The sequence below is a fragment of the Actinokineospora bangkokensis genome (assembly GCF_001940455.1).
GTDB lineage: Bacteria > Actinomycetota > Actinomycetes > Mycobacteriales > Pseudonocardiaceae > Actinokineospora > Actinokineospora bangkokensis.
The window spans coordinates 26,558-50,688 of sequence record NZ_MKQR01000018.1; the positions used below are offsets into that span (position 1 = coordinate 26,558).

General features: G+C 72.1%; 28 protein-coding genes. 11 read left to right on the forward strand and 17 right to left on the reverse strand.

Annotated features, from left to right (window positions below):
• Positions 1-4: 4 nt before the first annotated feature.
• Positions 5-937: an NADP-dependent oxidoreductase gene (locus BJP25_RS18505; protein ID WP_075976236.1), complete on the reverse strand. Its 933-nt coding sequence runs from the start codon at positions 935-937 to the stop codon at positions 5-7.
• Positions 938-1,097: 160 nt separating this feature from the next.
• On the opposite strand from BJP25_RS18505, the gene BJP25_RS18510 reads away from it, so the two are divergent.
• The 3 genes from BJP25_RS18510 to shbA all read left to right on the forward strand — a co-directional run bounded on the left by BJP25_RS18510 (position 1,098) and on the right by shbA (position 3,668).
• The gene (locus BJP25_RS18510) at positions 1,098-1,418 is read left to right on the forward strand and encodes a hypothetical protein (RefSeq protein ID WP_075976237.1); all 321 of its coding nucleotides are present in this window, start codon (positions 1,098-1,100) and stop codon (positions 1,416-1,418) included.
• A 204-nt stretch (positions 1,419-1,622) separates the two neighbouring features.
• Positions 1,623-2,729: a helix-turn-helix domain-containing protein gene (locus tag BJP25_RS18515; protein WP_075976238.1), complete on the forward strand. Its 1,107-nt coding sequence runs from the start codon at positions 1,623-1,625 to the stop codon at positions 2,727-2,729.
• Positions 2,730-2,963: 234 nt separating this feature from the next.
• Positions 2,964-3,668, forward strand: a complete 705-nt coding sequence (shbA, locus tag BJP25_RS18520; protein WP_084794203.1) for an RNA polymerase sigma factor ShbA — start codon at positions 2,964-2,966, stop codon at positions 3,666-3,668.
• Here the strand turns inward: shbA and BJP25_RS18525 are convergent.
• The 7 genes from BJP25_RS18525 to BJP25_RS18550 form a co-directional block, all read right to left on the reverse strand.
• Positions 3,608-3,874 (reverse strand): PspC domain-containing protein, encoded by a 267-nt coding sequence (locus BJP25_RS18525; protein ID WP_084794161.1) that lies wholly within the window; start codon positions 3,872-3,874, stop codon positions 3,608-3,610. The two genes, shbA and BJP25_RS18525, sit on opposite strands and share 61 nt — an antisense overlap.
• Before the next feature lie 87 nt (positions 3,875-3,961).
• Positions 3,962-4,534, reverse strand: coding sequence for an Asp23/Gls24 family envelope stress response protein (locus BJP25_RS18530; protein ID WP_075976240.1), 573 nt, complete (start codon positions 4,532-4,534; stop codon positions 3,962-3,964).
• Positions 4,531-5,058 carry a DUF6286 domain-containing protein gene (locus BJP25_RS18535; protein ID WP_075976241.1) on the reverse strand — a complete coding sequence of 176 codons (528 nt, stop codon included), beginning with the start codon at positions 5,056-5,058 and terminating at the stop codon, positions 4,531-4,533. Before BJP25_RS18535 ends, BJP25_RS18530 begins: the two co-directional genes overlap by 4 nt.
• Positions 5,055-5,444: an Asp23/Gls24 family envelope stress response protein gene (locus BJP25_RS18540; protein ID WP_075976242.1), complete on the reverse strand. Its 390-nt coding sequence runs from the start codon at positions 5,442-5,444 to the stop codon at positions 5,055-5,057. The genes BJP25_RS18535 and BJP25_RS18540 overlap by 4 nt, the downstream gene beginning before the upstream one ends.
• Positions 5,445-5,446: 2 nt before the next feature.
• Positions 5,447-5,623 (reverse strand): hypothetical protein, encoded by a 177-nt coding sequence (locus tag BJP25_RS35055; protein WP_198943549.1) that lies wholly within the window; start codon positions 5,621-5,623, stop codon positions 5,447-5,449.
• 58 nt (positions 5,624-5,681) lie between these two features.
• Complete coding sequence (locus BJP25_RS18545) at positions 5,682-5,978, reverse strand: hypothetical protein (protein WP_075976243.1); 297 nt, start codon at positions 5,976-5,978, stop codon at positions 5,682-5,684.
• Positions 5,975-6,436 carry an Asp23/Gls24 family envelope stress response protein gene (locus BJP25_RS18550; RefSeq protein ID WP_075976244.1) on the reverse strand — a complete coding sequence of 154 codons (462 nt, stop codon included), beginning with the start codon at positions 6,434-6,436 and terminating at the stop codon, positions 5,975-5,977. Before BJP25_RS18550 ends, BJP25_RS18545 begins: the two co-directional genes overlap by 4 nt.
• Positions 6,437-6,696: 260 nt before the next feature.
• Between BJP25_RS18550 and BJP25_RS18555 the strand changes: the two genes are divergently transcribed.
• Positions 6,697-6,903 carry a CsbD family protein gene (locus tag BJP25_RS18555; RefSeq protein ID WP_075976245.1) on the forward strand — a complete coding sequence of 69 codons (207 nt, stop codon included), beginning with the start codon at positions 6,697-6,699 and terminating at the stop codon, positions 6,901-6,903.
• Positions 6,904-6,995: 92 nt separating this feature from the next.
• Here BJP25_RS18555 and BJP25_RS18560 read toward each other — a convergent pair whose 3' ends face one another.
• Genes BJP25_RS18560 through BJP25_RS18575 form a run of 4 tightly spaced genes read right to left on the reverse strand, consistent with a single transcriptional unit; the run spans position 6,996 to position 8,889 of the window.
• Positions 6,996-7,328, reverse strand: a complete 333-nt coding sequence (locus BJP25_RS18560) for a hypothetical protein (protein WP_075976246.1) — start codon at positions 7,326-7,328, stop codon at positions 6,996-6,998.
• Positions 7,325-7,744 carry an Asp23/Gls24 family envelope stress response protein gene (locus BJP25_RS18565; protein WP_233158148.1) on the reverse strand — a complete coding sequence of 140 codons (420 nt, stop codon included), beginning with the start codon at positions 7,742-7,744 and terminating at the stop codon, positions 7,325-7,327. Before BJP25_RS18565 ends, BJP25_RS18560 begins: the two co-directional genes overlap by 4 nt.
• An 18-nt stretch (positions 7,745-7,762) precedes the next feature.
• On the reverse strand, positions 7,763-8,305 hold the full coding sequence (locus BJP25_RS18570; RefSeq protein ID WP_075976248.1) for an anti-sigma factor: 543 nt from the start codon (positions 8,303-8,305) through the stop codon (positions 7,763-7,765).
• Positions 8,296-8,889 carry an RNA polymerase sigma factor gene (locus BJP25_RS18575; RefSeq protein WP_075976249.1) on the reverse strand — a complete coding sequence of 198 codons (594 nt, stop codon included), beginning with the start codon at positions 8,887-8,889 and terminating at the stop codon, positions 8,296-8,298. The genes BJP25_RS18570 and BJP25_RS18575 overlap by 10 nt, the downstream gene beginning before the upstream one ends.
• A 234-nt stretch (positions 8,890-9,123) precedes the next feature.
• Here BJP25_RS18575 and BJP25_RS18580 point away from each other — a divergent pair, with 234 nt between their 5' ends.
• Positions 9,124-9,669: a carboxymuconolactone decarboxylase family protein gene (locus BJP25_RS18580; protein ID WP_075976250.1), complete on the forward strand. Its 546-nt coding sequence runs from the start codon at positions 9,124-9,126 to the stop codon at positions 9,667-9,669.
• A complete protein-coding gene (locus BJP25_RS18585; protein ID WP_233158149.1) occupies positions 9,666-10,355 on the forward strand; it encodes a MarR family winged helix-turn-helix transcriptional regulator in 690 nt (229 codons plus the stop codon). Before BJP25_RS18580 ends, BJP25_RS18585 begins: the two co-directional genes overlap by 4 nt.
• A gap of 14 nt (positions 10,356-10,369) precedes the next feature.
• Here BJP25_RS18585 and BJP25_RS18590 read toward each other — a convergent pair whose 3' ends face one another.
• A complete protein-coding gene (locus tag BJP25_RS18590; protein WP_143219168.1) occupies positions 10,370-11,263 on the reverse strand; it encodes a DUF6357 family protein in 894 nt (297 codons plus the stop codon).
• Here BJP25_RS18590 and BJP25_RS18595 point away from each other — a divergent pair.
• Positions 11,216-11,470, forward strand: coding sequence for a hypothetical protein (locus BJP25_RS18595; RefSeq protein WP_075976252.1), 255 nt, complete (start codon positions 11,216-11,218; stop codon positions 11,468-11,470). The genes BJP25_RS18590 and BJP25_RS18595 overlap by 48 nt on opposite strands.
• A 208-nt stretch (positions 11,471-11,678) precedes the next feature.
• Here BJP25_RS18595 and BJP25_RS18600 read toward each other — a convergent pair whose 3' ends face one another.
• Positions 11,679-13,025, reverse strand: coding sequence for a caspase family protein (locus BJP25_RS18600; protein ID WP_084794163.1), 1,347 nt, complete (start codon positions 13,023-13,025; stop codon positions 11,679-11,681).
• A 196-nt stretch (positions 13,026-13,221) separates the two neighbouring features.
• Between BJP25_RS18600 and BJP25_RS18605 the strand changes: the two genes are divergently transcribed.
• Positions 13,222-15,255, forward strand: coding sequence for a hypothetical protein (locus BJP25_RS18605; RefSeq protein ID WP_075976254.1), 2,034 nt, complete (start codon positions 13,222-13,224; stop codon positions 15,253-15,255).
• Between the two features lie 18 nt (positions 15,256-15,273).
• Positions 15,274-15,906, forward strand: coding sequence for an ABC transporter ATP-binding protein (locus tag BJP25_RS18610; RefSeq protein WP_075976255.1), 633 nt, complete (start codon positions 15,274-15,276; stop codon positions 15,904-15,906).
• A gap of 121 nt (positions 15,907-16,027) precedes the next feature.
• Here BJP25_RS18610 and BJP25_RS18615 read toward each other — a convergent pair whose 3' ends face one another.
• A complete protein-coding gene (locus BJP25_RS18615; protein WP_143219169.1) occupies positions 16,028-16,222 on the reverse strand; it encodes a hypothetical protein in 195 nt (64 codons plus the stop codon).
• A gap of 510 nt (positions 16,223-16,732) precedes the next feature.
• Between BJP25_RS18615 and BJP25_RS36275 the strand changes: the two genes are divergently transcribed.
• Positions 16,733-16,861, forward strand: a complete 129-nt coding sequence (locus BJP25_RS36275; protein WP_269844555.1) for a hypothetical protein — start codon at positions 16,733-16,735, stop codon at positions 16,859-16,861.
• A complete protein-coding gene (locus tag BJP25_RS35060; RefSeq protein ID WP_198943550.1) occupies positions 16,858-16,971 on the forward strand; it encodes a helix-turn-helix domain-containing protein in 114 nt (37 codons plus the stop codon). The genes BJP25_RS36275 and BJP25_RS35060 overlap by 4 nt, the downstream gene beginning before the upstream one ends.
• 284 nt (positions 16,972-17,255) lie before the next feature.
• Here the strand turns inward: BJP25_RS35060 and BJP25_RS18625 are convergent, their stop codons facing one another.
• Both BJP25_RS18625 and BJP25_RS18630 read right to left on the reverse strand, forming a co-directional pair.
• The gene (locus tag BJP25_RS18625; protein WP_075976257.1) at positions 17,256-17,585 is read right to left on the reverse strand and encodes a hypothetical protein; all 330 of its coding nucleotides are present in this window, start codon (positions 17,583-17,585) and stop codon (positions 17,256-17,258) included.
• Positions 17,582-23,977 (reverse strand): RHS repeat-associated core domain-containing protein, encoded by a 6,396-nt coding sequence (locus BJP25_RS18630; RefSeq protein ID WP_075976258.1) that lies wholly within the window; start codon positions 23,975-23,977, stop codon positions 17,582-17,584. Before BJP25_RS18630 ends, BJP25_RS18625 begins: the two co-directional genes overlap by 4 nt.
• Positions 23,978-24,131 lie beyond the last annotated feature (154 nt).

Sequence of the window (24,131 nt, forward strand, 5' to 3'; positions counted from 1 at the left end):
CCGGTCAGTGCACCAGCACGACCTTGCCCCGGGCGTGGCCGGTCCCGATCAGCTCGTGCGCGGCGGCGACGTCCGCGAGCGGGAACGACCCGGCGACCGGGATCCGCAGCCCGCCCTGCTCGGCCAGCCGGACGGCGGCGTCCAGGCCGTGCAGGGCGGGCTCGTCCGGCGGGCCGAGGGCGGTTCCCGGTGTGGTGTGGGAGAAGTGGACGCCGTGGGCCGCGGCGGCGGTGTCGGCGATGGTGACGACCCGGGCGGGGTCGCCGGTGAGGCGGATGAGGTCGGGCAGCGCCCCGCCCGCGCTGTCGAACACCGCGTCGACCCGGGGGGCCAGGGCGCGGACGCGCTCGACCAGGCCGGGGCCGTAGGTGGTCGGCTCCGCGCCGAGGGTGCGCAGGAAGTCGTGGTTGCGCTCGCTCGCCGTCCCGATCACCCGGGCTCCCCGCGCGACCGCGACCTGCACCGCGATCGACCCGGTGCCGCCCGCCGCGCCGTTGACCAGCACGGTCTGCCCGGCGGTCACGCCGAGGCGGTCGAGGACCCGGAAGGAGGTCTCCACCGCACCGGTGGCCCCCGCCGCCTCCTCCCAGGTCCAGGCACCGGGTTTGGGCGCCCACAGGGACAGGACGGTGAAGTCGGCGTTGGCCCCGCGCTCCGCCGTCGTCGTGGCACCGAAGACCTCGTCACCGACGCGCACACCGCGCACCCCCGCCCCGACCTCGTCCACCACCCCCGCGGCGTCGAACCCGGTGCGGAACGGGAACTCGACCGCCAGCACCTCCCGCATCGACCCGGACCGCACGCGGACCTCCCCCGGCGACACCGCGGAAGCCCGCACGGCGATCCGGACCTGCCCCGCCCCGGCGTGCGGCTCGGGGACGTCCACCACCCGCAGGACGCTCGGCGGGCCGTACTCGGAGAACTCGACTGCTCGCATGAGCCCGACCCTAGGCACCGTCCACCCCGGCCGACCGCAAGTGAGAGCGATGCCGACCGAGGTGGATCAGTCCGCCGCACCCGCTCCCCATCAGGGGTAACGGCGCCGAGAACGGGCCGATGAAGACACTGTCGATCACCGAACCCCCGAAGGCGGCCCCGTGACCCCTGACGCGACCACCCCACCCGACTCCGACGACCCCGCCGCGGCGGCGCGGTCGACCAGCCCCGCGGGCGGCGGCAGGACGGGCGGCACCGACGGCGCGAAGAGCAGCAAGTTCCGCCCGCCCCTGCCCGGTGCGGGCGCGCCGGTGCCCCAGTCCGGCAAGCAACTCGGCACCGGCGCGGGCATCGGTGACCTCGGCAAGGCGGCCCCCGGCACCGGGGACAGCGCCGCTGACGCCGCCCTGATGCAGGGGTTCGGCGGCGGCAAGGCGAACACCACCGCGAACCGCGGCGGCGCCCAGTCCACAAACGGCTGACACGCGCGTCCGGGGTGGCCGCCGAGCCGCCCCGGGCGCGTGCTCCCGGGCCACCACCGTCCTCTGGGAACCGCCGGACCGACTGTGGCGCCGGTCACGTCCGCGTGACGAGTCGCCGTCGCGCGGTGTCTGTACACCGCACGGACCAGGAGGGGTAGCGGTGACGGAGGTGCGATGTCGGCGCGGGACCGAGGATTCCCGGCTGTGCTCGACGCGCCGCTGGCCGAGTACCTGCGGCTCCGGATCCCCGTGGTGGTCGAGAGCGTTGTCGCGGCTGTCCGTTCGAGCGCGCCTGGCTGCCAGGCAGACGCCGGGGAACTCCGCGCCGCGGTAGGGGTGGCTGTCGAGCACGGTGTCGCGCTGGCATCGGAGACAGGTGCGGATCAGCAGCGGTGGGTTTCTGCCATGCGGGCAATGGGTTCCACCGCCGCCGCACACGGTCTCAGCGCTACCGACTTGTTCTCCGCTGTCCACACCGGGGCTCGCGCAGCCCTGCGAGACATGCACAACCTGACTGACACCTCGCTAGTCGACCAACGACAACTGTTAGCACTGACGGACGCAGTCTTCGCTTACACCGAAGCGTTGTGCAGTGTCGTCGGTGAGGGTCATCGCGCGAGACAGGCCGCCGTGTCGTCGTCGGGAGCGCGGGATGCGTTGGCCGCGTTGTTGCTGGGAGCCCAGCCGGCCTCCCGGGAGCGCGTCATCGAAGCGGCTGCTGCGGCGCACTGGGTGGTGCCTGACAAGGTGGTCGTTGTGGCGTTCGCGGGCGAGGGATTGCCCGAGCACCAGTGCGACGCCGAGGTGCTGACGCTGGAAAGCGCTCCCGCCCCGAGCCTTGTCGTCCCCACCGGGCACAAGATCCTCACCGAGGTCGAGGACGTGAGCGGTCTCCGCGTTGCCCTCAGCCCGGAGGTGGACCCCGTCGACGTCCAGCACGGTCACCGGCTCGCCAGGCGAGCCCTCGAACTGGCGACCACCGGCGCCCTCCGCCCGGCGGGGGTCATCCGGTGCGAGGAGCACCTGACGGCGTTGATGCACCCGGCCGGTCGGATGCTCGTCGAGCAGTTCGAGCGGTCGATCGACAGTGCTCTCGCAGGCCTCCCGGAATCGCGCAAGCGGCGGTTGCAGCACACGCTGCGCGCGTGGGCTCAGGCGCGCGGGCACCAGGCGGGGATGGCCCAGGTGCTCGGGGTGCACCCGACCACCATCAGCTACCGGATGGCTCAGCTGGAGAAGGTCCTGGGCGACCGCCTGCACGACCCGCAGTGGCAGTTCATGCTCAGGCTCGCCCAGCGCGAGCAGGACTGAGCCCTGTCCGTCCGATGGGGACACCGGAGTACCGAACATCGTGCGCACATCGGCGACTGGCTGCCTACGAAGGTGAGCAAGGAGCGCGTTGCGCAGGCGTGAACCGCATAACCGCCGCTCAGAGCGTTGTCACCGCCGTCTCCGGCGCCCTAACGTGGGCGCTTGAAACCGCTGCGGCGTCGAGGGGGTCGGGATGCTCAGGGGACTGCGCACGCCACCCGGACGCCTGCCGTGATGTCGGCGGAGAGCCCCGTCGGAGGGCCTAGAGCGCACCAGCACACCTACGACGACGACTTCGACGTGGTGTTGGTGGGGTTGATCGACCGCGACCGCGCGGGGGACACCACGGCGCTGACGCGGTTGGTGGAACTCGTGCGCCCGCACGTGGTGCGCTACGCGCGCAACCGGCTGGGCGTGGGCAGCACGGCCCAGTCCAGCGCGGAGGACGTGGCGCAGGAGGTGTGCCTGGCCCTGCTCGGTGCCCTGCCGGGCTACCGCCGCGAGACGCGACCGGTGATGGCGTTCGTCCACGGGATCGCCGCGCACAAGATCGCTGACGTGCACCGGGCCCGCGGCCGGGACCGGTCGGACCCGGTGTGGGAGATCTCGGACTCCGTCGACACCGCGCCCGGGCCCGAGCAGGTGGCGTTGCAGAACGAACTGGGGGACACGGCCCGGAAGCTGATCGCGGTCCTGCCCCTCGCGCAACAGGAGATCCTGCGGCTGCGGCTGATGGTGGGGTTGAGCGCGGAGGAGACCGCCGCGCGGATGGGCTCCACAGCGGGCGCCATCCGGGTCGCCCAGCACCGGGCCCTGGCCGCGCTGCGCCGGAGCCTGCGCGACGGCCGCGCGGCCCGGCTGGGGCTAGAGCCTGTCCGTCAGCGCCGCGGCTCGGGGCGCGCGGAGGCAGGCGGGAGGACGAGCCAGAGCGCCAGGTAGAGCAGGACGCTGCTGATGGGGAACAGCGCCAGGGCGGCGAACAGCGCGCGCAGGACCCACGGGGACACCGGGAGGCGAGCGGCCAGCCCGGCGCAGACGCCGCCGAGGACCTTGCCGTGCGCGGCGCGGGTGATCCCCAGGCCCGCCAAGGTGCGGTGGACGGGTCCGCGGGCCTTGACGGCCAAGCCGACGAGGTTGGTGGTCATGGCTGCTCCTTCGGTGGGGAGACGTCGGCGCCCGCGCGCGGGTTCGAGCGCGCGGGCGCCGGTGGTCGGGAGGGGCGGGTGCCCGTGTCAGAGGGCGCGGGCGCCGGTGCTGGTGGAGAAGCGGAACTCGATGCCCGCGGGCAGCTCGTCGAGGTCCAGCGCCTGGCGCAACCGGGGCAGTCCCTCGGTCTCGATGCGGTGGCGGATGTCGGCGGGGTCGCCGTCCTGCTCGACGGTCACCCGCAGCACCACGGCGGGGTTGGCGCGGGTGCCGGTGAGGGTGCCGTGCGCGGCGTGCACGCCCGGGTACGCGCCGACCTCGGCCAGCAGCGGCTCGACCGCGGTCTTCGCCGGGAGCTCGGTGCGCCCGGTGCCCGGGTCCGCCTCCAGGTGCCAGGTGTGGGTCTTCGGGGCGCGGGCGAGCTGGGCGACGAGCCAGCGCAGCGCCAGCAGCCCCAGGACGACCGCCCCGGCGGCGACGGCGTAGAGCACCCAGGTCGGCGGGGGCTGCGTGCCCGGGACCAGGGTGGTGCCCGGGTCGAGCACCCGCAGGACGCGGAAGTGGGTGGCCAGGGCGAACGCCCCGGCGGCGGCGAGGACGAGCCCGGTGACCGCGAGCAGGCCGCGGTTGAGCCGGGCGGGCCGGTTGTGGGTCGTCATGGCGCGCTCCTCTCGGCGTGCGCGGTGACCGCGACAGTGGGTCGGACGGCCGGGTCGATCTGGTCGAGCCGGTGCTCCACGGCGGTGCGCACGGCGTCGGCCATGCCCTCGGTGGAGATCCGGTGGGTGCGCACCCGCACGGTGACCCGCTTGCGGGACAGCGACACCTTCGCCTTGGCCACGCCGTCGACGCGCTCGGCGGCGATGCGCAGCGTGGAGCGGTAGCTGTGGCGGGACGCGCCGGAGTCGGGCGTGCCCTGCAACGGCAGCACGACGGGCTTGCCGGGCAGCACGGCGGCGAGCACGAGGACGAGCCCGACCACGGCGAAGGCCCCGCCCGCGATCGCGGGGGCCAGGTCGGTCCACCGGGTGCCGTGCAGCGCACCGGCGACGGTCTCGTACCGGACCCACGGCGCCTGCCCGAGCAGCATCTGGATCGCGACCACGGCGACGAGCACGCAGGCCGCGAGGACGACGAGCGCGGTCAGCGCGGCGGGCGCGCTGCGGCGGGGGTGGCGCTTCACCGGACCCTCCTGGTGGTCGTGGCGCCGCTGAGCAGCGCGGTGACGGTGATGTCCACGCGGGACACGTCCAGCCCGGTCAGCTCGTGCACCCGGCGCACCAGGTGCTCGCGGGCGGCGTCGGTGGTGCGGGCGACCGAGGCCGGGTAGGACACCGACAGCCGCACGTCCAGGCTCGCCGTCCCGCCCGCGACCTTCGCGGTGACCTTGGCGCTGTTGTCCAGGTCCTCGGCGCCCACGGCGATGCCCAGCACCCGGCCCGCCGCACCCCCGACACCGTCGACCTCGCGGGCGGCGCGGGCCGCGATCCGCTCGACGACGGTGCCGGAGACGGTCAGCGCGCCCCGCTCCCCCGGTTCGACCGGGCCGCTCTGCGCGGTGGTGGGCATGGTCAGCCCCTGTCCCGGCCGGTGAGCTGGGCGAGGTCGAGCTTGCCGTCGAGGTAGCGCCCGACGAGCAGCCCGACGGCGCCGAACAGCAGCACGATCAGGAACGCGCCGAAGCCGCCGAACGCCGCGGTGGCGCCGAGCGCCACACCGGTGAGCAGGCCCAGGGTGGACGAGGACATGGGATCTCCTTGCTGGGTGCCGAACGGCCCGCGAGGAGAGGGAGCCGATCGGGGGTGGTCAGGAACTGGGGTCGTCGGGCGTGGCGGGGGCGTAGTCCGACACCAGGACGTGCACCGGGCGGTCGAGCGGGCCGACCGCGGCGCGCACGTCCGTGCCGATCTCGGCCACGGTGGCCGGGTAGCGGCCGACCACGCTGACGGTCACCTCGTCGGGGCGCACGCGCACCCCGGTGACGCGCCTGCCGGGCAGCAGCGTGGCGACCTCGCCGAACCGCCCGCCGTGCAGGTCCGCCACCCCGGGGGCGGCCCGCACGGCGGCGGCGATCACGTCTGGGTCGAGCCGGGGGCCGGTCACTGGACCCGGGCGGGGGTGGTCTTGGTGTCCTCGTCGTCGTTGTCCCCGGGGATGTGCACGTCGGAGACGTTGATGTTGACCTCGACGACCTCCAGGCCGGTGGTGCGCTCCACCGCGGTGATCACGTTGCGGCGCACCGAGGCGGCCAGGTCCGCGATGGACACCCCGTACTCGACGAGGATCTCCAGGTCGACCGCGGCCTGCTTCTCCCCGACCTCGACCGACACGCCCTGGCTCACCGACGCCGAGGCGCCCGGGATGCGCTCGCGGATCGCCCCGAACGCGCGGGAGATGCCGCCGCCGAGGGCGAACACCCCCGACACCTCGCGGGCGGCGAGCCCGGCGACCTTGGCGACCACGGTGTCGGCGATCGTGGTGGTGCCGTGGTCGGAGGACAGCTTGCCGCCGGTGGTGGCGACCTGGCTCGACGCGGCGGTGTTCTTCGTGGGGGCGGTCATGGTTCCTCCTCCTTGCGATGGCTTCCCGCGCAGCGGGCTGACTACGGGGCCGAGCGGGCTCCGCTCGACGTCCACACCGGTAGGACACGGCCATCGCGCAGAACGTCACGACCTCATTCGTGTGTCCCCCGTCACCATCGGGTGCTCACCGCGAGTGAGCGCCATCACGCATCAGAGCCCGTGACGAACCGCCTGCCCCCGGTGTCCTAGCTGGTGCACGGGGCTCGACCACGAGCGCCGCCGAGCAGGAGGAGAGCGTCATGTCGTTGGGCGACAAGATCAGCAACAAGGCCGAGGACCTCGGCGGCAAGGCCAAGGAGGCCACCGGCAAGGTCACCGGTGACGAGGAGCTCCAGGCCGAGGGCAAGTCCGACCAGGCCAAGGCGGGCCTCAAGGACGCCGTCGAGGACGTCAAGGACGCCGTGGGCGAGGCCGTCGACAAGGTCAAGGGCGTCTTCAAGAAGTAAGCCCGCACCACCGAGCCACGGGCCCGGACGCCGCATCCGCGGCGCCGGGCCCGTTCGCCATTCCGCGACTCGTCGCGCCGCGACGGGCGGTGTCAGGCGCCGACCGTGCGGTCCAGCTCGCCCGGTTCCGAGGGGTCGAAGGCGGCCTTGTCCACGTCGGCGGCGACCAGGTGGATGTCGGCGGCCTCCCACGCGGTGCCGCGCACCGCCTCCCGGACGGCCTCGCCCGCGGTCGCCAGCAGCGGCGCCAGCGGGAAGGCGAGGACGACGAGGTGGACGGTGATGCCGCGGTCATCGATGTCGATGGCGAACGCGTCGGCCTCGAACGGCACCCAGGACCCGGTGACGGGCGCGGCGGGCCGCACCCCGGGCACGTGGCGCAGGGCCGCGAGGATCGCGTCGACGGCCTCGGTGCGGGCGGTCACGGCGCACCCCTGTCGGTGATGGTCAGCACGGACACGGCCACCGCCCGCAGGCGGATGCCGGTGGCGTGCAGGACCCGGTCGCGCACGGCCCGCTGCACCGCCCTGGCCACGGCCGTGACCTGGTCGAACCCGTCGACCGCGAGGTCGAGTTCGACCTCGACCCCGCCGTCGCGCTGGTCGACGCGCACCCGCACGCCGTCGGCGGGGGCGGGGGTCACCCCCGCCAGCCGCAGCCTGGCCTGGTGCACCACGGTGCCCACGAGGTCGGTCACCCCCACCTCCAGCCGGACCACCCCGGCCACCCCGGCGGCCGCGTCCGCCGCCAAGGCGGCGAGCACGGGTGTGCCCACCGCCCACGTGCACCGGCTGTCGGTGCCCGCGGTGGCCTCCACCGGCGGAACTGCCACAGTCAGCACGGCTCTCCTCCTAGCGCGTCACGGGTCGAGCAGGTCGACCACGGTGAGGTCAAGGGTGACGTTGGGCCAGCCGATGCGCGCGGTGACCGCCGCCAGCACCCGCTCGCGCACCACCCGCACGGTCGCGGGCGACAGGTGCTCGCCGTCCACGGCGATCTCCAGGTCCGCCCCGATCGCCCCCGACCCGGTCTCCGACACCCGGCACCGGCGGGCCTGCACGCCCGGCACGCCGTCCGCGGCCCACCGGATCACCGCCGCGGCGGCCTGGGCGCTGATCCTGGCGGTGTCCGCGCCCTCGGTGAACAGCTCCACCCGGTCGCCCCGGCGCAGGTCGGCCCGCACCGCGGACATGATCCGCGACGTCAGCCCCGGCGGGGGTTCGAGGTCCTCCTCGGCCAGCTCCGCCGTCGCCTGCCGCAGCACCAGCAGGCTCGCCCGGACCGCCGTGCAGTCCGGGCAGCTCAGCTGGTGCTCGTCGGGGTCGTCGAGCCCGGCCCACACCCCCTCCACGTCGCGCCCGCACGGCAGCGCGTAACCCCGCGTGTCCGGCTCTAACGCCACGGCGACATCACCTCGACCAACTGGGCGCGCGCCCGCGCGATCCGCCCCCGCACGGTGGCTCCGCTGACGCCCACCACCTGCGCGATCTCCTCGTAGGACCGGCCGTGCACTTCCCGCAGCAACCAGCACACCCGCAGCTGCGGCGACAACCCGGCCAACGCCTCGGTCAACGCGCGCATCCCCGCACCGGCCTCCGCGGCGCGCGACGGGTCGCCCAAGGCCCCCACCGCGGGCAACCGCTCCGCGTCGGCCTCCTCCGCCACCGGTCTGCGCGACCGGATCAGGTTGAGGCACCGGTTCGACGCCGTGCGGAACAACCACCCGGAGAACGCCGCGTCGGTCTGCAACTGCGACAACCGCCGCCACGCCGCCACGAACACCTCCTGGGTCACGTCCTCCGCATCCGCGCGGGAGCCGAGCATACGGACCGCGAACCGGAAGATCGGACCCTGATACCGCACCACCAACCGCTCGTAGGCCCCCACGTCCCCACCGCGGGCGCGGGCCACCAGGACCTCGTCGCCGTCCGCGGGGTCCTCGGCTCTCCCCGGGGAGCCGTCGAGTTCCACCGCGCTGCTCGTCATACCCACGGTCTCCTCGCCGCCCGGTCCGAGATGGACACCTGGGAAGAACCCCGCACGCCCGTTGCTCACACAATCACCGGCGTGACTCTGGTCACAATCGCTTGGTCGACCACGTCCCCGTCGACGTGACGCGCCTCGCACCGAACTTGTTAGGACTCCTACCGACCTTGTGGCAGGGTCGACGTCGTCGCCACCGGACCCCGACCGGACCAGCAACCAGCGAGGAGAACGACCATGTCCCGCATCGCGCTCGTCGACCCCAAGACCGCCGACGGTGAGGCCGCCGCCCTGCTCACCGAGATCACCCGCGCGTTCGGCACCGCGCCCGCCATGTTCCGGGCCGTCGCGAACTCCCCCGCGGCCCTGAAGATGATGTGGGCGGGCTTCGGCGCCCTCGGCGGCGGCACGCTGGGCGCGCGGCTCGGCGAGCAGGTGGCCGTGCTCGTGGCCGACCGCAACAGCTGCGAGTACTGCCTGGCCGCGCACACCGCCCTGGGCCGCAAGGCGGGCGTCTCCGCCGAGGACATGGCCCAAGCGCAGGCAGGCCACTCCCACGACCCGCGCACCGCAGCGGCCCTGGCCTTCGCCGCCAAGCTCGTCGAGGACCGCGCGCAGGTGACCGACGAGGACGTGACCGCCCTGCGCGCCGCGGGCTTCGACGACGAGCAGGTCGTGGAACTGCTCGCGCACGTCGCGCTGAACCTGTTCACCAACTACGTCAACGTGGCCCTGGCCGTGCCAGTGGACTTCCCCAAGGTCGCGCTCACCAAGTCCGCGTGATCGCGCTCGCGGGGGCGGGCGGGCCCACCCGCCCCCGCGGGTACGATCCCCGGCGAGCGGTCCCGGACGAGGCGGTGGGCATGGCCGAGCAGCAGACCGGCGACGGCGAGCCCCTCGACCGCCGCCTGGCCGACGCCATCGAACGGCTCGGCCACGGCCTGCGCTCCCTGGCCCAGCGCACCGCCCGCGAACACGGCCTGACCCCGTTGCAGCAACAGGCGGTCCTGGCCTTGTCCCGCCACCCCTCCGTGCGCCGCGAGGTCAGCGCCCTGGCCGCGGAGTTCGACGTCACCACCCCCACGATGTCCGACGCCATCAGCGCCCTGGAGCGCAAGGACCTCATCACCCGCTCCCCCGGCCCCGACGGCCGCCGCCGCCTGCTGACCCTCACCCCCACCGGCGCCGACATCGCCCGCCAACTGCAACCCTGGGACGGCCCCCTCCTGGCAGCCCTCGACGCCACCCCCAAGCCCGACCAGGCCACGACCCTGCACACCCTGCTCAACGCCATCGCGGTGCTGCAACGCCAGAACGTCGTCCGCCTCATGCGCACCTGCACCAGCTGCCGCTTCTTCGCCCGCGACACCTACGAAGATCCCGCGGCCCCCCACCACTGCAACCTCCTGCGGCTCCCCCTCCCCCTCGCAGACCTCCGCACCGACTGCCCCGAGCACGAACCCGCCTGACCCCGCGCCTGGCCCTACCCCCGACCGCGCTCGGCGGCGCGGTGCCGAGCAGCCGCTTCCGCGAAAACGAGGAAGCTCACCGTCGCCACAGCGTCCACGGCCAACGCGGGCTCGTGCGCGGCGAGAGCAGCCTCCACCGCAGCGGCGAACACCGCCGACGACGCCGAATCCGGCACGTCCGCGCACGTCGCCTCGGCCTTCGCCACCACCGCGAGCACCGCGGGGAGCTGTTCCGGTTCCACCGCACCGGGAACGCGCCGCGGCACCGTCCCGCCGTGCAGGTAGCGCCCGGTGTACTTGAGCAGCGCCGTGTCGAGCGGCCCGAGGGTCACGCCCCGCCGAGCACGATCCCGATTCGCGTCGTACTCCCACACCAGGTCCTGATCACCAATCGCACGCGCCCCCGCCTCGAACGCCGCGAACAGCTTGCCCTCGTTCAGCAACTCCGGCCGAGCCCCGTGCGCGATGAGCTGCCGCCACCCCACCCCCTCCCGGGCGAAGTACGCCTCAACCTCGTCCTCCGACCCGCCCAGCACCACGCCGATCGCCCGCTGCACCGCCACGGTCCCCGGCGCGGCTCCTCCCCCTGAGCGCCCCGCCGCCAGGCACAAGTCCTCCAGCACCCGCCAGAGCAGCAAGTGCCGCACCAGGTTCCCCCGAAGGACGTCGAACTGCTCGACGGTGATCGGAAAGCGGAACTCCCGGATGTCATACCCCCGGTTGAAGTCCACCCCGATCTCGACCAGCAGCACCTCCCCATCCCGCACGACCCGTGGAGCCCACGGGCTCCCCACCACCCTGTGCACGACCTCGCCCATGCCGCCAGTCCACCACAACGGGACCTGCGCGAGGATGTCGCCATGGACCTGCGCGATCTGAGCGACCTGATGGAAATCCTCGGCGACCAAGGGGTCGCCACACTGCTCCAATTCAACCAGGAGCGGTTGGCCGACAACGGCAAGCCGTGGACCGTCATCCTCACCGGACCCGCTGTGGGGCCCATCAGGATCATCGACTACGACGGGGACACGCTGCCGGAGTGCCTGAACGTCGTGCTGAACAAGCTGCGCGAACAGCCCGGGGACTGGTCCTGGCTCCCCATCGACTTTTCGTAGCGCCTTCCAGCAGGCGTGAAAGGGCCGGTACCAGAAGTCATCCGGTACCGGCCGCGTCCCTCCCCAGCGCGCGTTCAGGCCCCTACGGGGTCAGGCAGGTCCACACGATCCCGTTCATACCCGGTAATCGTTTTCGCATTGTTTGACGGCATGGCGGTGCACGCTACAGGGGCGGATAACCGCCCCGGTCGCGCTACGGCGTCGATTCCTAAAACTTCCCCAAGCAGTCGACCGCCACAGTGATCGCGACTTTCGAGCCCGCCGCGACCAACCCGCGCGGACCCACGCCGGTGGTCATGCACCTGCCCTCGTCGAGGGGCAGGTAGTAGCCGTCCGGCACCCGCACCTCGGCGACGACACCGAGTCGGACCAGCCGGTCCATGGCAACGGGCGCGGGGAGGCCCAGGTAGTCGGCTTCCTCGATCCGCACCATGGCCGCCTCTTCAGCGGTGGTCGCGGCAGCAGTGGTCGGAACCGCGGAAGAACTGGTCGCCCCCGTCGGCCCGACGTGATCGTCACCCTGATTGACAATCACGACAAATACGACTGCGAACACCACCGCCACGACCGCGAACCACGCCCACCGGAGCCCACCGGCCGATTCAGGCGCAACACTCGACGCGCTCACCCCCGGCGGGACAACTGCCAAGGACCGGGTGCGCACCGAGGGCGCACGGCAGAGATGGATAGGCCCATCGACCTGCTGCATGCTCGTCGGGGTCTGACTCCCGCCACTGCGCGCCCGAACCCGATCGCGCACGAAGTCGAACAACTCACCGGTGTCGACCACCCCATCCCCGCCGAGGTCGGCCTCACCGGTCCGCAACCCCTCCACCACCGCCCCCGTGAACAACGACGGCTCCGACTTCCCCCGCAGCTCATCCCCGCTCTGCTCATAGGCGAACTGGATCCGGGTGGAGGCCGTCATCACCACCCACCCACGCCCCTCCCGCGCCAACTGCTCCAGCACGTCGACGTCCCCGCCCCCCTTCACCCCCGCCGGGAACGCCCCACCGAAGCAGCAATCCAGCAGCAGGACCACCCGCTGCGCGCGGGTCTGGTCCGTCAACACCCGCACGAACTCAGCCGTCACCGCCGTCGAAGCCAGCAGGTCGTGCCGCGTGTCAGTGGCGACGAAGTTCAACCGCCCCGCCCGGTCCTTCACCCCATGACCGGAGATGTAGAGCAGCACCAGGTCATCCCGCTCCGCCCGCGCGAAGAACTCGTCCAGCCGAACGCGCAACCGATGCGCGGGCACGTTGCGCAGGACCTCAACCTCATACCCGCCGATCTCGGGATCCACCAACACATCCCGGAGCGCAGCGGCATCGTGCGAGGGCGCCCGCAACCTCCGGAAGGCCGCGTCCTCATGCCGATCAGTGGCGATCAACAACGCGCGCCGAACCCCAGACCCCGTGACCACACCCCCAGTATCGCCCACGGCTCCATCAGGTGCGTTCACCGCAGACGATCTGCGTCTGCCAACAACCCCAATGCCGCGGAACAGCACGAAACACCTGGTCGCCCGATTCCACCCGCCGTCGTCAGCGCTCACACGGCGTGGGTGTTGTCAGAAATGTTTTCACTTCGCTATTGTCGCTGTCGGGGGGAGCGCCGACGCACTGGGGAGTCTGATCGGTGACTGCTGGGATCCGGGGTACATCCGAGGAGCAGCTCCAGCGTGGGTTTGACCGGACCTGCGGGGAGGGCGCCCTCCCCGCAGGCTCGTCCGCACTCGGGGGGATCAGAGCTTGGCCACCAAGAGCTTGAGGTTCGTGCTGGTCGCGAACTGGGTGTTCGCGTGCTTCCTCGCGTTCACCGCACTCGTCTTCTGGGACGAGGACACACCGCTCCCCGTGCAGGGGGGTGTGGTCGTCGGCGCGTGGGACAAGGGCAGACCGGCAGGCGAGGTGCGCGCGGACGTCGAGCGCTTCGCGCTCGAACACCACATCACCATGGGCCGGATGACGTCGGAGCTGGACGGGGGGCGCACGCTCTACCTCGTCGACGGGGACCCGGCTGTGGGGGCGGGCGAGTGGTTGCAGGGCCGGTACACCGACTTCTCGCACTCGGCCAGGACGGTCGTGCGGCCGTTCGACGAGGCCGGGGAGCGGGAGCCCACAGGCCGCTACGTCGTGTTCGGCAGCGACGGCAAAGCCGCGGAGCTCACCGGCTTCTTCACCACGCACGGGTTGACGGTGACGCGGTCGTTCACGCGGTGGAGCCTCGATCCGCGCGACCTGCTCATCCAGGACTCCCAACTGGTGGCGCTGGGGATGATGGTGCTGGTCTCGGTCGCGGTGGCCGCGGCGGGCGTTCTCGTCGGCGCCAGGGCGTACGGCGTGAACCGGCTGCACGGGGTGGGGTACCGGGGCTTGCTGGGCAACGACCTCCGCCAGATCGGGACGTGGTGGGCGGGGTCGGGGGCGGTCGCGCTCGTCGCCGCGACAGGGGCGCTGTCCTTCTACAACGGACTCTCCAACTTCGGGCTGTACTTGGTGGTGGCACTGGCCATCGGTGCGGCGCTCGTCGCGGCGGCCGTCTGCGCGCACGCGCTGGTGCTGCTGTTGATGATGCGGTTGCGGGTTCTCGCGGCGGTCAAGGGAGAGCTGCCGGGCCGGTCGGCCGCCGCGGTGGCCTACGTGCTGCGCGTGGTGACCGTCATCGCGACCGTGGTCCTGGTGCAGCAGGCGATCTCCACCGGCCTGGACCTGGGCAGGCGATCGGAGGTGTTCGCGGCCTACCAGCGGGCCGGGGCCACGTCCAAGGTGTCGCTGGGCAACGTGTGGTCCCAGGATGACCAGCAGGCGATCCGCGCGCGGGTCGGGTCGTGGCTGCGCGCCGAGGACCAGGGCGGGCACCTGCTGCTGGCCGGGCGCCAGTACCTCCAGGGCGCGGGCTCGGACCTGGTGTTCGTCAACGACAACTTCCTGCGCGACCAGCCCGTTCGGCTCGCGGACGGGGCCTCCTTCGTGCCGGACCGGCCGACCGCGCTCATCCCGCCGCAGCTGTGGGGGCGGCGCGACGAGGTGCTGGCGGGGGTGCGGGAGAACCCCAGCCTGGGCCCGGACGTGGCGTTCGCGGCGGTCAAGTCCGCGGGCTCGGACGTGTTCACCTACACCTCCGCCGGTGTCGGCCCCGCGCAAGCCCGATCCGACGACAACTCGTTCGCCACCGACCCCGTCCTGGTGTACCTGCCGTCGAGGATGGGTCTGCTGACCGACTACGGGTACATGGCCTTCGCCTCCCAGGCGCGCGTGCTGTTCCCAGACCCCGCCGCGGTGACGTCGGCGGTCGACCGCGACCCGGCCCTCGGCGCCTTCGTCGTCGGCGTCACGCCCATCGCCGACCAGGCCGCGGCCGAGCAGCGCTCGATCCTCCAGGACTTCCGGTTGGCCCTCTTCAGCTCCCTGGCAGGCGTGCTGGTCCTGCTCATCACCGGCGTCGGCGCGGTGCTCATCCACACCCGCCGCAACGCGCAGTGGATCTTCGCCCGGCACGTGAGCGGCTGGCGCTTCACCGCCGTGCACCGGTCGCTGCTGGCCTTCGAGGCGGTGGTCACCCTCGTCGTCCTCGGCTGGTTGCCCTACCAGGCCTGGAAGGCGGGCCGTGACCTCGACGAGTACCGCGCCCTGGGCATCCCGGCCCCGTTCGAGGCCACACCCCTCGGTGCCGCCGAGTGGGCGGCCACCGGCACCCTCGCCGCCCTCACCGCGGGCGGCGTCCTGATCTCCCTGGCCCGAGCCCACCACCGCGTCGTCCGCGACGGCGCCTCCGAGGCCTGAACACCGAACGGAGCCACCGTGCTGACCACCCGAGCCCTCACCATGGCCTACGGCCCCCGCACGCTCTGGCGCGACCTCGACCTGACCGTCGAGCGCGGCAGGCTGACAGCGCTGACCGGCCCGAGCGGGTCGGGCAAGTCCACGCTCCTCAACTGCCTCGGCCTGCTCGAAACCCCCACCGCGGGCCGGATCACCTTCCACGGCACCACCCTGACCGGCCTGCGCCCCGGCGCGGTCCGCCGCTTCCGCCGCGACCACCTCGGCTATCTCTTCCAGAACTACGCCCTCGTCGAGAACGCCACCATCGCCCAGAACCTCGACGTGGCCCTCCGAGCCCGCGGCCACCGCGGCCGCCCGGCCCGCGCCGCGGCCGCCCACGCCCTCACCCGGGTCGGCCTCGCGGACCGGGAACAGGACCGCGTGAGCAAGCTGTCCGGCGGCGAACAACAACGCGTCGCCGTCGCCCGCCTCATGGTCAAGCAGCCCAGCCTGGTCCTGGCCGACGAACCCACCGGCGCACTGGACCACGCCAACACCGCCACGGTCGTCACCCTCCTCCGCGCCATGGCCGACGAAGGAGCCTGCGTCGTGATCGCCACCCACGACACCTGGGTCCGCGACCAGTGCGACGACGTGATCGACGTGGGGTAGGAAAGTGGCCGGACGTGGGGGAGTCCCCCTGACGCTCCCGACACCGTCCGATGGCAGCGCGCACGCGTCCGTTCGCCGGAGGCCCCGGGCACGTCAACACCACGGCCGGGGTTCTGTGCTGTCAGAAGTCGTCCGGCAGCCAGGACCAATCCCCAGGCTGGTCGCACAACTTGTTCAGCACGACGTACAGGCACTCCGGCAACGTGTCCCCGTCGTAGCGGATGAACCCGTTGGGACCCACACCCGGTCCGGTGAGCACGGCGGTCCACGGGTCACCGTTGTCGGCCAACCGCTCCTCGTCGAACTTCACCAACACGCTCACCCCTCGCGTGCCGAGACCCTCCATCAATCGGGCGAGGTCCATGCCGGTCATCCTCTCAGCACCCGCGCAACGCCGCAGAGATCTCTTCAAGAGCTTCCCAACTTACCTTTGCCCACCTCGCTGGAGCGTTCGGAGTTGCGCAGTATGGCGACCAGGTCGGCAGCGATCTCGGCCCAGTCCCGGTAGACGACGCGGGCTCGCGGGAGCACAGGTCGCGGGTATCGACGGCCTGGTCGGACACGGTGCCGACGCGGCCCTGTTCGGCTTGGCGCAGAAGTGAGAGCGCGGCGCGGCGTGAGGTGAGGAATCCACGCAGTTCCTGGTCGTGGTCACGGCATCGAACGTCACCTGCGGGCCCGCCGCCGCGCAGGCCCCGAGTGGCCGCGCTGGCTCGTGGCGAGCAGGTCGTGGCGACCGCGCTGGTGACCTGGCGGGCTCGACCGGCGTCACCGCCTGACCGAGAAACGCCTCTCCACCGACGTCCGCTTCGAGGACGTCGCCGAGGTGAGCCTGGCACCCCGCACCCTGGCCCGCCGCTTCGCCACCGAAACGGGCATGACCTGGCGCGCGGCCCCGCGCCGGATGCGGATGCTGCGGGCGGTGGAGGAACTGGCCGCGGCCGACACCCCGTGACCACCATCGCCTTCCGCATCGGCTACGCCTCACTCTCAGCCTTCAACGCCGCCTTCCAGGACCTCACCGGCCGCACCCCGAGCGACTACCGCGCCAGCTTCCGCCCCTGACCCACTCCCCCTGCGCCAACGGCACAACAGGATCTCGGGACGCCCTTGGTCTCAACTGGTCGATGCGCCGACCGCGGGATGATCTTGTCCGGGCCGGTGATCGGAGACTGTCGAGTTGGCGTGCAGAACCGTGTTAGGACCCGAGGACCGGGAGGTCACCTCCCGCGAATTGAGGTGGAAGAACTGCCGCTCGAACACGTTGGCGCAACGATCGGTTGGGACCAAGCTCCCCTCCACAGGGCGGAGATGCGGAGTCTCGGCGACTGCGGTGAGCAGTCGCGCTTTCAGTCGACCACCTCTGTGATCCTCAAGATGCCCACGGTGCGAGGTCCTTCGAGGACGAGGACGACAACGCCCACTTGGAGCTTGGGGCGCGCCAACTGCTCGGCCAGGAAGCCGACCCTTGTGGCAGACCAGTCACCGGGGACAGCGGGCTGGAGGAGAATGCTCAACCGCTCAGCGGACGGCTCGGATTCGCGCTGCCCTTCCTGCGTGGTGAACTCGCAGGTCGCCGCATACACCGTCGCGGTGGGAGGGCCGGACACCCGGCCCCCCTCGGTCGCGTCGAGCCAGGCGACGGAACCGAAGGCGGCCGGGTGGTCGATGCGATTCATGAACCGAAGATCCTCACGTTCTGCGAGTACTGGTTGATGCGTTCGAGCATACCTTGATCGGCGTAGACCCCAGGGCCGATGCCATCCAAGTTGCCAGTTTCGTGGTGCAGTTCGTCGAACAACTTCCTGGGAATCTTGGTCTCGATGGTCAGGGCGTCGTCACCGTTCATCACCTGCCCCCACTTGTCGGCATCCTTCCCGCTCAGCGCGAACCACTTGCCTTCCATCTGGCCTGCGCCGAGGGTGAACTTGTTGCCTGCGTCGGCGATGGCGTCGAACTCCCTGCCGTCGACCGTGCGGTAGATGGAGACCATGTCCTCTGCACCAGCGGCGGTGCCTTCCGCCCGGCTTGCGGCGTTGGCGCCCTTGGCGGCGTTGGTCTCGGCCTTGGTCCCCGCGGAAATGGCCTCGTCGACGATGTGGATGCCCTTGGCGGTGGCGACGAGGCCACCGGGGGCGACGACGACCGGGGGGCCGGTGGCTTCGATGAGGCCGAGGGCGATGGCGCCGCAGGGTTCGGCGATGGCGCAGATCGTGCCTGCGACGACGCCTCCGAAGATGAGCCAGCGGGTGCCGTTGCTGAGCTCCTCCGGGGGTTCGTAGCCGGGGAGGGGGTCGAGGGCGTAGTCGTGGTCGACGAGGGGGTACCACTCGCCGAGGTCGTTGTAGAAGTGCTGGCGCAGGTCTTGGAGCTTGGGGGGTGTGGCGAGCTTGGTCACGTCGAGGGCGAGTTTGCCGTTGTTGCCGACCTTGGCCGGGTAGCCGCCGTGGCCGGAGGCCCAGCCCTTGCCGCCGTTGCAGGAGTCGCACTTGCTGACGGTGCTGGTGTTGCCCTGGCTCTTGGGTGCGCTGGGCGGTGGGGCTGTCGCCGAGCACAGCAGGCAGCCCCAAGCGCTCATCGGCTTGCCCGCGAGGAACTCGCAGCTGTCGCAGAACAGGCCCGTGGGGTCGGCGTGGTCGACGGGGTTGTTGTTGGCGTAGGCGTAGCCGTTCCAGGACTGGGGGTTGTCCGGGTCCAGGATCGGGTCGACCGAGGTGAAGCGGCCGATGGTGGGGTCGTACTCGCGGGCGCCGACGTGCACCAGGGTCGTGGTGTCCTGGTAGCCGCCGATGAAGGTGTGCTTGTCCGACCAGGAGGACGGGGCGGTGCCGCGGGTGTTGCCGTAGGGGTCCTGGTAGCGGCGGGTGACGGCCAGGTTGGACGCCTTGACCGTCGCGGTGCTGGTGCCGTGGTGGTCGAGGACCTTCCAGGTCAGGCCCGCGGTGGTGCGGACGGCGACCTGGGTGCCGCCGTGGGCGTAGAAGCGGGTGCCGGAGGCGGTGGTGGTCCCCGCGGCGACGAACAGCTCGGTGTCGCCGACGGCGAGGGTGGTGCCGGTGTGGTCGCGGGTGATCAGGCGGTTGCCCGCGGCGTCGTAGAGGTAGCTGGACTGCTTGCCGGTGTTGTCGGTCGCGGTGGCGACGTGGCCCTCGGCGTCGTAGGTGAAGGTGTGGGTGGTGCCGCCCTTCGCCCTGGTCAGGGTGTTGCCCGTGGCGTCGTAGGTGTAGGAGTCGGTGGTGGTGCCCCCGGGTCCGGTGGTGGTCGCGGAGGTGACCGCGTGCGGCTTGGCCGCGCCCGCCGCCGGGTAGGTGAGGGTGCTGGTGGTGTCCCCGGCGCTGGTGTGGTCGGTCTCGGTCAGCCGGTTGCCGGTGGCGTCGTGGGTCCAGTCGGTCCAGAACGGCGCCGCGCCGCCCAGGCCCGCGGTGGTGGGCGCCGCGAGGCAGTCGCCCGAGGCCGGGGTCCAGGCCCGGTTGAGGCGCTGGAGGTGGTCGTAGCCGAAGCACTGGGTGTCGTTGACGTCGGTGATCTTGGTCAGCGACCCGGACGGGGTGTAGGTGTAGCCGCGGTTGGTGACCCACTGGTCGGTGGTGGTGGCCCGCACCGTCGCCGAGGAGGCCAGGCGGCCGGTCGCGTCGTCGTAGGTCCAGGTCGTGGAGACCTGGTTGGGGTCGTTCTGGTCGGCCAGGTTGACCCGCAGCGGCTGGCCGAAGGCGTTGTACTCGGTGAGCGAGACCAGGTGCGTCCCCGTCCCGCCCCCGCCGTTGGCCGCGTACAGGTCGGTCGGCTTGCCCAGGGCGTTGTAGCTGCGGAACTGGGTCTCGGCGGGCAGCCCGCCGATGCCGGGTGAGCTCTCCTTGGTCACCGCGCCGGTCAGCGGGTCGTACTCGACGCCGAAGGTGTAGGTGCCCGACAGGCCGGTCTCCCCGCTGGGGATGGTGATCTTGCTGCCGGTGGAGCGCCCGGCGGCGTCGTAGCCCGCCGCGGCCACGACGTAGGCCTTGCCGCCGGAGAACCGGACCGCGCTGGTCTGCTTGCCCTTGAGCAGGGTGTCGTAGACGAACTGGGTCAGCTTGGTACCGGAGGTGTTGGTGTCGTACGAGGCGGTCTTGCGGCCGAGGTTGTCGTAGGTGTAGGCGATGGTCTTGCCGCGGGCGTCGGTGGAGCTGGTGAGCTGCCCCGCGTTGTCGTAGGTGTAGGTCGACGAGCCGGTGTCGGGGTCGGTCTGGGCGACCTTGTACCCGCGCAGGTCGGTGGTGAACGACCAGGTGTTCTGCCCGGTGGCGTCGGTGACCGTGGCCAGCGCGCCCGCGCGGTCGTAGGTGAACGTGGTGGTGTCGGCCGGGTCGGTGGGCCCGGTGTTCAGGCGGTTGTGGAACAGCAGCACCTTGGTCCGCTGCCCGGTGCCGTTGTTGACCGTGGCGGTGGCCGTCCCGCCCAGGGGCGGGATCGTGGTGACCCGGTCACCCCCGTAGGTGGTCAGCGTCTCCCACTGGAACTGCCCGTTGCGCTGGAAGGCCGACCGGGTGGCGCGGTTGGCCGAGTCGTAGGTGTTCACCGTCGTGCGCGGCACCGCGCTGTCCTGCACGACCAGCAGCGTCCCCTGGGGTGCCGCGCTGTTCCAGTAGGAGTCGTGCTTCTTCCAGTCGCGGCCCTGCGAGTCGTAGAACTGGTCGGTGACCAGGCGCCCACCCGCCGAGTACGAGGTGGGTTCCTGGGTCTGCACGGTGCGGCCGAGGCCGTCGATGATCGTGTAGGTCGCCGAGTACTGCCCGTTGGCCAGCAGCCGCGATGAGGTGGTGGTGTTCGGGGCGGTCGTGCTCACCGAGTACGCGAAGGTCGCGTCCGCCGGGGCACCACCGGCCCTGCTGTGCCCGGGCAGCCAGGTGGCGGTCACCCTGCCCAGCGGATCGTAGGCGGTGTCGGTGCGCAACCCGGCCGGGTCGGTCTCGGTGACCGGGAGCCCGGAGACCGGGTCGTAGTCGGTGGACGAGGTCAGCGGGGTGGGCACGTTCGAGATCGTCACCGGCGGGCTGGTCTTGGTGACCTTGGTGACCGGCCCGGTGGCGGGGGTGTAGGCGACGGTGGACACCCGGCCGAGCGCGTCGGTCGTCGACACCGGGCGCCCGTAGGTGCCGTCGTAGGAGGTGCTGGTGGTGGTGAAGGCCTCAGCGCCCCCGGTCGGCCACGCCGACAGCGACGCGACCTGGGTGGTCTTGCCCGCCGTCGGCGCGGCGCCGAAGGCCTGGCCGTCGTAGCTGTTGCGGGTGTCGGCGATGATGTTGCCCGGCCCCGCGGGGTTGTTCGCGCACTGGCCGGACACCTTCTGCACCGAACTGGGGTAGGAGTGGATCCACGCGGCGGTGTTGGCGACGTAAGCGGTGCGCGTGCAGGTGGTCTGGCCGGGGTCGGCGGTGTCGCCCTCCTCCTGGAGCTCGGTGGGCAGGCCCTTGTCGTTGTGGGTGGTCACCTTGCGCGAGGTGCGCCAGGTGTTCGTGGCGTTGATGAACGTGCGGGTCCGGCTGGTGGCCGTGCCGGTCAGGAACGAGCGCAGGCCCGCGGCGTCGGTGCCGGTGGCCGCCGAGGACCAGGGGTCGTTCAGCGTGGTGGTGATGACGTTGCCGTCGAGCAGCGACTGGGCCTCGCGGGTGAACCCGGCGTGCTGGTCGGAGTCCGGGATGGACTCGTTGAGCGAGTTGGTCACCTGCACCGAGCGGGTGCCCGTGGCGGCCTTGTCACCGTCCATCCCCCGCATGAACCGGTGCTTGACGACTGTGCGCGGGCCTGCGGGGTCACCGGGGTTGCCCGTGGTGGTGGTGACGTCGGCGAACCCGCGCCACAGCGACCAGGTGCGGTAGGCGGGGTCGCCGAGGGTGTTCTCGTCGAAGTGCCAGGCGCCGCCGCCCTCGTAGTCGTAGTGCGTGCGGTTCTGCACCGAGTTGACCGTGCGGCCGTCGGAGTAGACGTCGGTGACGACGTACTTGTTGAACCAGTCGAGCACCGGGTTGGGCGTGCTGCCCGGCGACCAGTACACCGGGTAGCACAGGGTGGTGTTGGTGGCCGGGGTCGGTGCCCCGCCCTGGCAGTCGGGCGCGGAGTAGTCGACGGTCAACGTGCCGCCGAGCTCCCCGGTGACGTTGGTGATGCGGTACCGCGACAGGCTGGTGTAGTTCTGGCTGGCGTAGGTGCGGTTGGACTTGGCGGTGCCGCCGAAGGTGGTGGGCGGCATGCCGGCCGAGCCGCCGACCAGGCCGGTGCGGGTGATCCCGGAGAACCACAGCGCCGGGCTGCCCCCGTCCCCGGTGGCCGGGAACGAGTGCGTGAGGTTCCACCGGTCGCGGTCGGCCCAGCCGCTGCCGCTGGCCACCTGGGTGGTGATCGCGGTCAGCCGCTTGCGGGTGAAGAACACCGGCGCGACGCCCTGGCAGGTCGCGCCCTGGTTGCAGATCTGGTCGGCGGGCACGTCCGGCCATGAGGCCGCGTTGGCCGGGGTGAGCTGGGCGGGGTCGCAGGTGACCGACCCGGAGGGCAGGCAGCGCTCCGCGGTGTCGAAGACGACGCGGGCCGGGGCCTGGCCGTAGGCACCGCCGCCGACGCCGCTGTTGAGCCCGTACTCCATGCGCAGCAGGTAGCTGCCGCGGGTGTAGGCCGTGCCCGCGGAGGTGGTGTTGAGGTTGCGGCCGTAGTGGTTGACCTCGGGCTGGTAGTAGTAGGTGATCTGGTTGCCGTTGGTGTCGACGACGTAGTCCAGGTTCCAGCGGTAGGCCTGCTGGCACCACGATGCGGCGAAGGTGGCCGCGTTGCACGGCTCACCGGCGTTGTTGCCGAACACCGGGACGGTGTTGGTGGACTGGGTCTCCGGCTTGCCCGCGACCCAGCCGGGCAGCCGGTTGAGCCCGAAGTAGTACTGGGTGCCGTCGGTGGTGGTGACCCGCCAGTGCTCGCCGTCGCGCGCGCCGTTGTTGGCACCGGTCAGGCGCTCGACCCGGGACCCGTCGTCGTTCTTGGGGTGCCAGGCACCGGTCGCGGCGTCCTTCACCAGCGGGCCGCTGGCCGAGCCCAGCGACAGCGAGGCGTTGTCGGTGGCCCAGCACTGGTCGCCGGTCTTGGTCTGGCCGTTGTTGCCGCCGAGGTCGGCGGCGCAGGACTTGTAGGTGCGCTCGATGTAGCCGCCCACCGACAGGCCCCACCCGTCGCCGACCCAGGAGGCCTGGTTGTTGGTGGCCGAGGTGGCCCCGTCCACGCTGCCGGAGCTGTAGTCCAGCGACAGGCCCGGCGCCTTGCCGAACGGGGGCGCGGGCAGGGTGATGGGGTAGTCGTAGGTGAACGCTCCGCTGGACCCGCCCGCGCTCCAGGAACCGGCGGGCGAGAGCGAGGTGGCGGCCAGGTTGCCGCCGCCGCCGGAGGCCTCGGGCACCGCGGCGACGACCATCGGCGTCGCCGCGAGCTGCTTGCGCTGGGCGTCGCCGGACCCGGTGGTGGTCACCGCGGTCGGCAGGGTGGCCTGGCCGCGGACGTGGTTGTCCAGCGAGTTGGTGGCGGGCAGCTTGGTGGCCACGCGGCACTGGGGCTTGTCGGGCGTGGTCAGGATGCAGCCGGGGTAGCCGACCAGGGTCAGCCTGCGCCCGTAGTCGGCACCGTAGCTGCCCGCGATCGCGCTGTAGTCGACGTCGAGGGACAGCGGTCCGGTCACCTCACCGGACACCGGGGTGACCGTCATGAGCAGGCCGGGCACGCGCGCCCGGTCCGAGGCGGCCCGGTCGAGGGTTTCGAGCTTGACCCGACCGGGGGCGCCCTTCGCCGCGGCCCGGCCGAGCGTGGCCGGGCCCGCGGCGCGCGCGGTGGCGGCCAGGTCGACCTCGACGGCCGCGGCCGCGGGCCAGGCCACCGCCGGTGGGGTGGTCAACGCCTGCTTGACCGACTGCGGCGCGGGCAGCGGGCGCAGCGGGGCGGTCCCGCCGTCCACCGAGCGCTGCGCCTGGGTGCCGGGCAGGTTCCACCCCAGCCCGTGCCACCCCGACTGGTCCGGTGCGGCCAGCGCCGTCACCGCCGTGCTCAGCAGCAGCCCCGCCATCGCGACCGTGGTCGCGAGCGTCCGCCGCCGCCATCGTTGCGTGCCCGTCCTGCTCCGCGTCATGCCGCACTACCCCCAAGGAAGTTCGGTCGGGCAGCACCCGCGCCGCGCGCGGGTGCTGCCAGGACTGCTCTGCTGCTGCCGACTGCTGGTG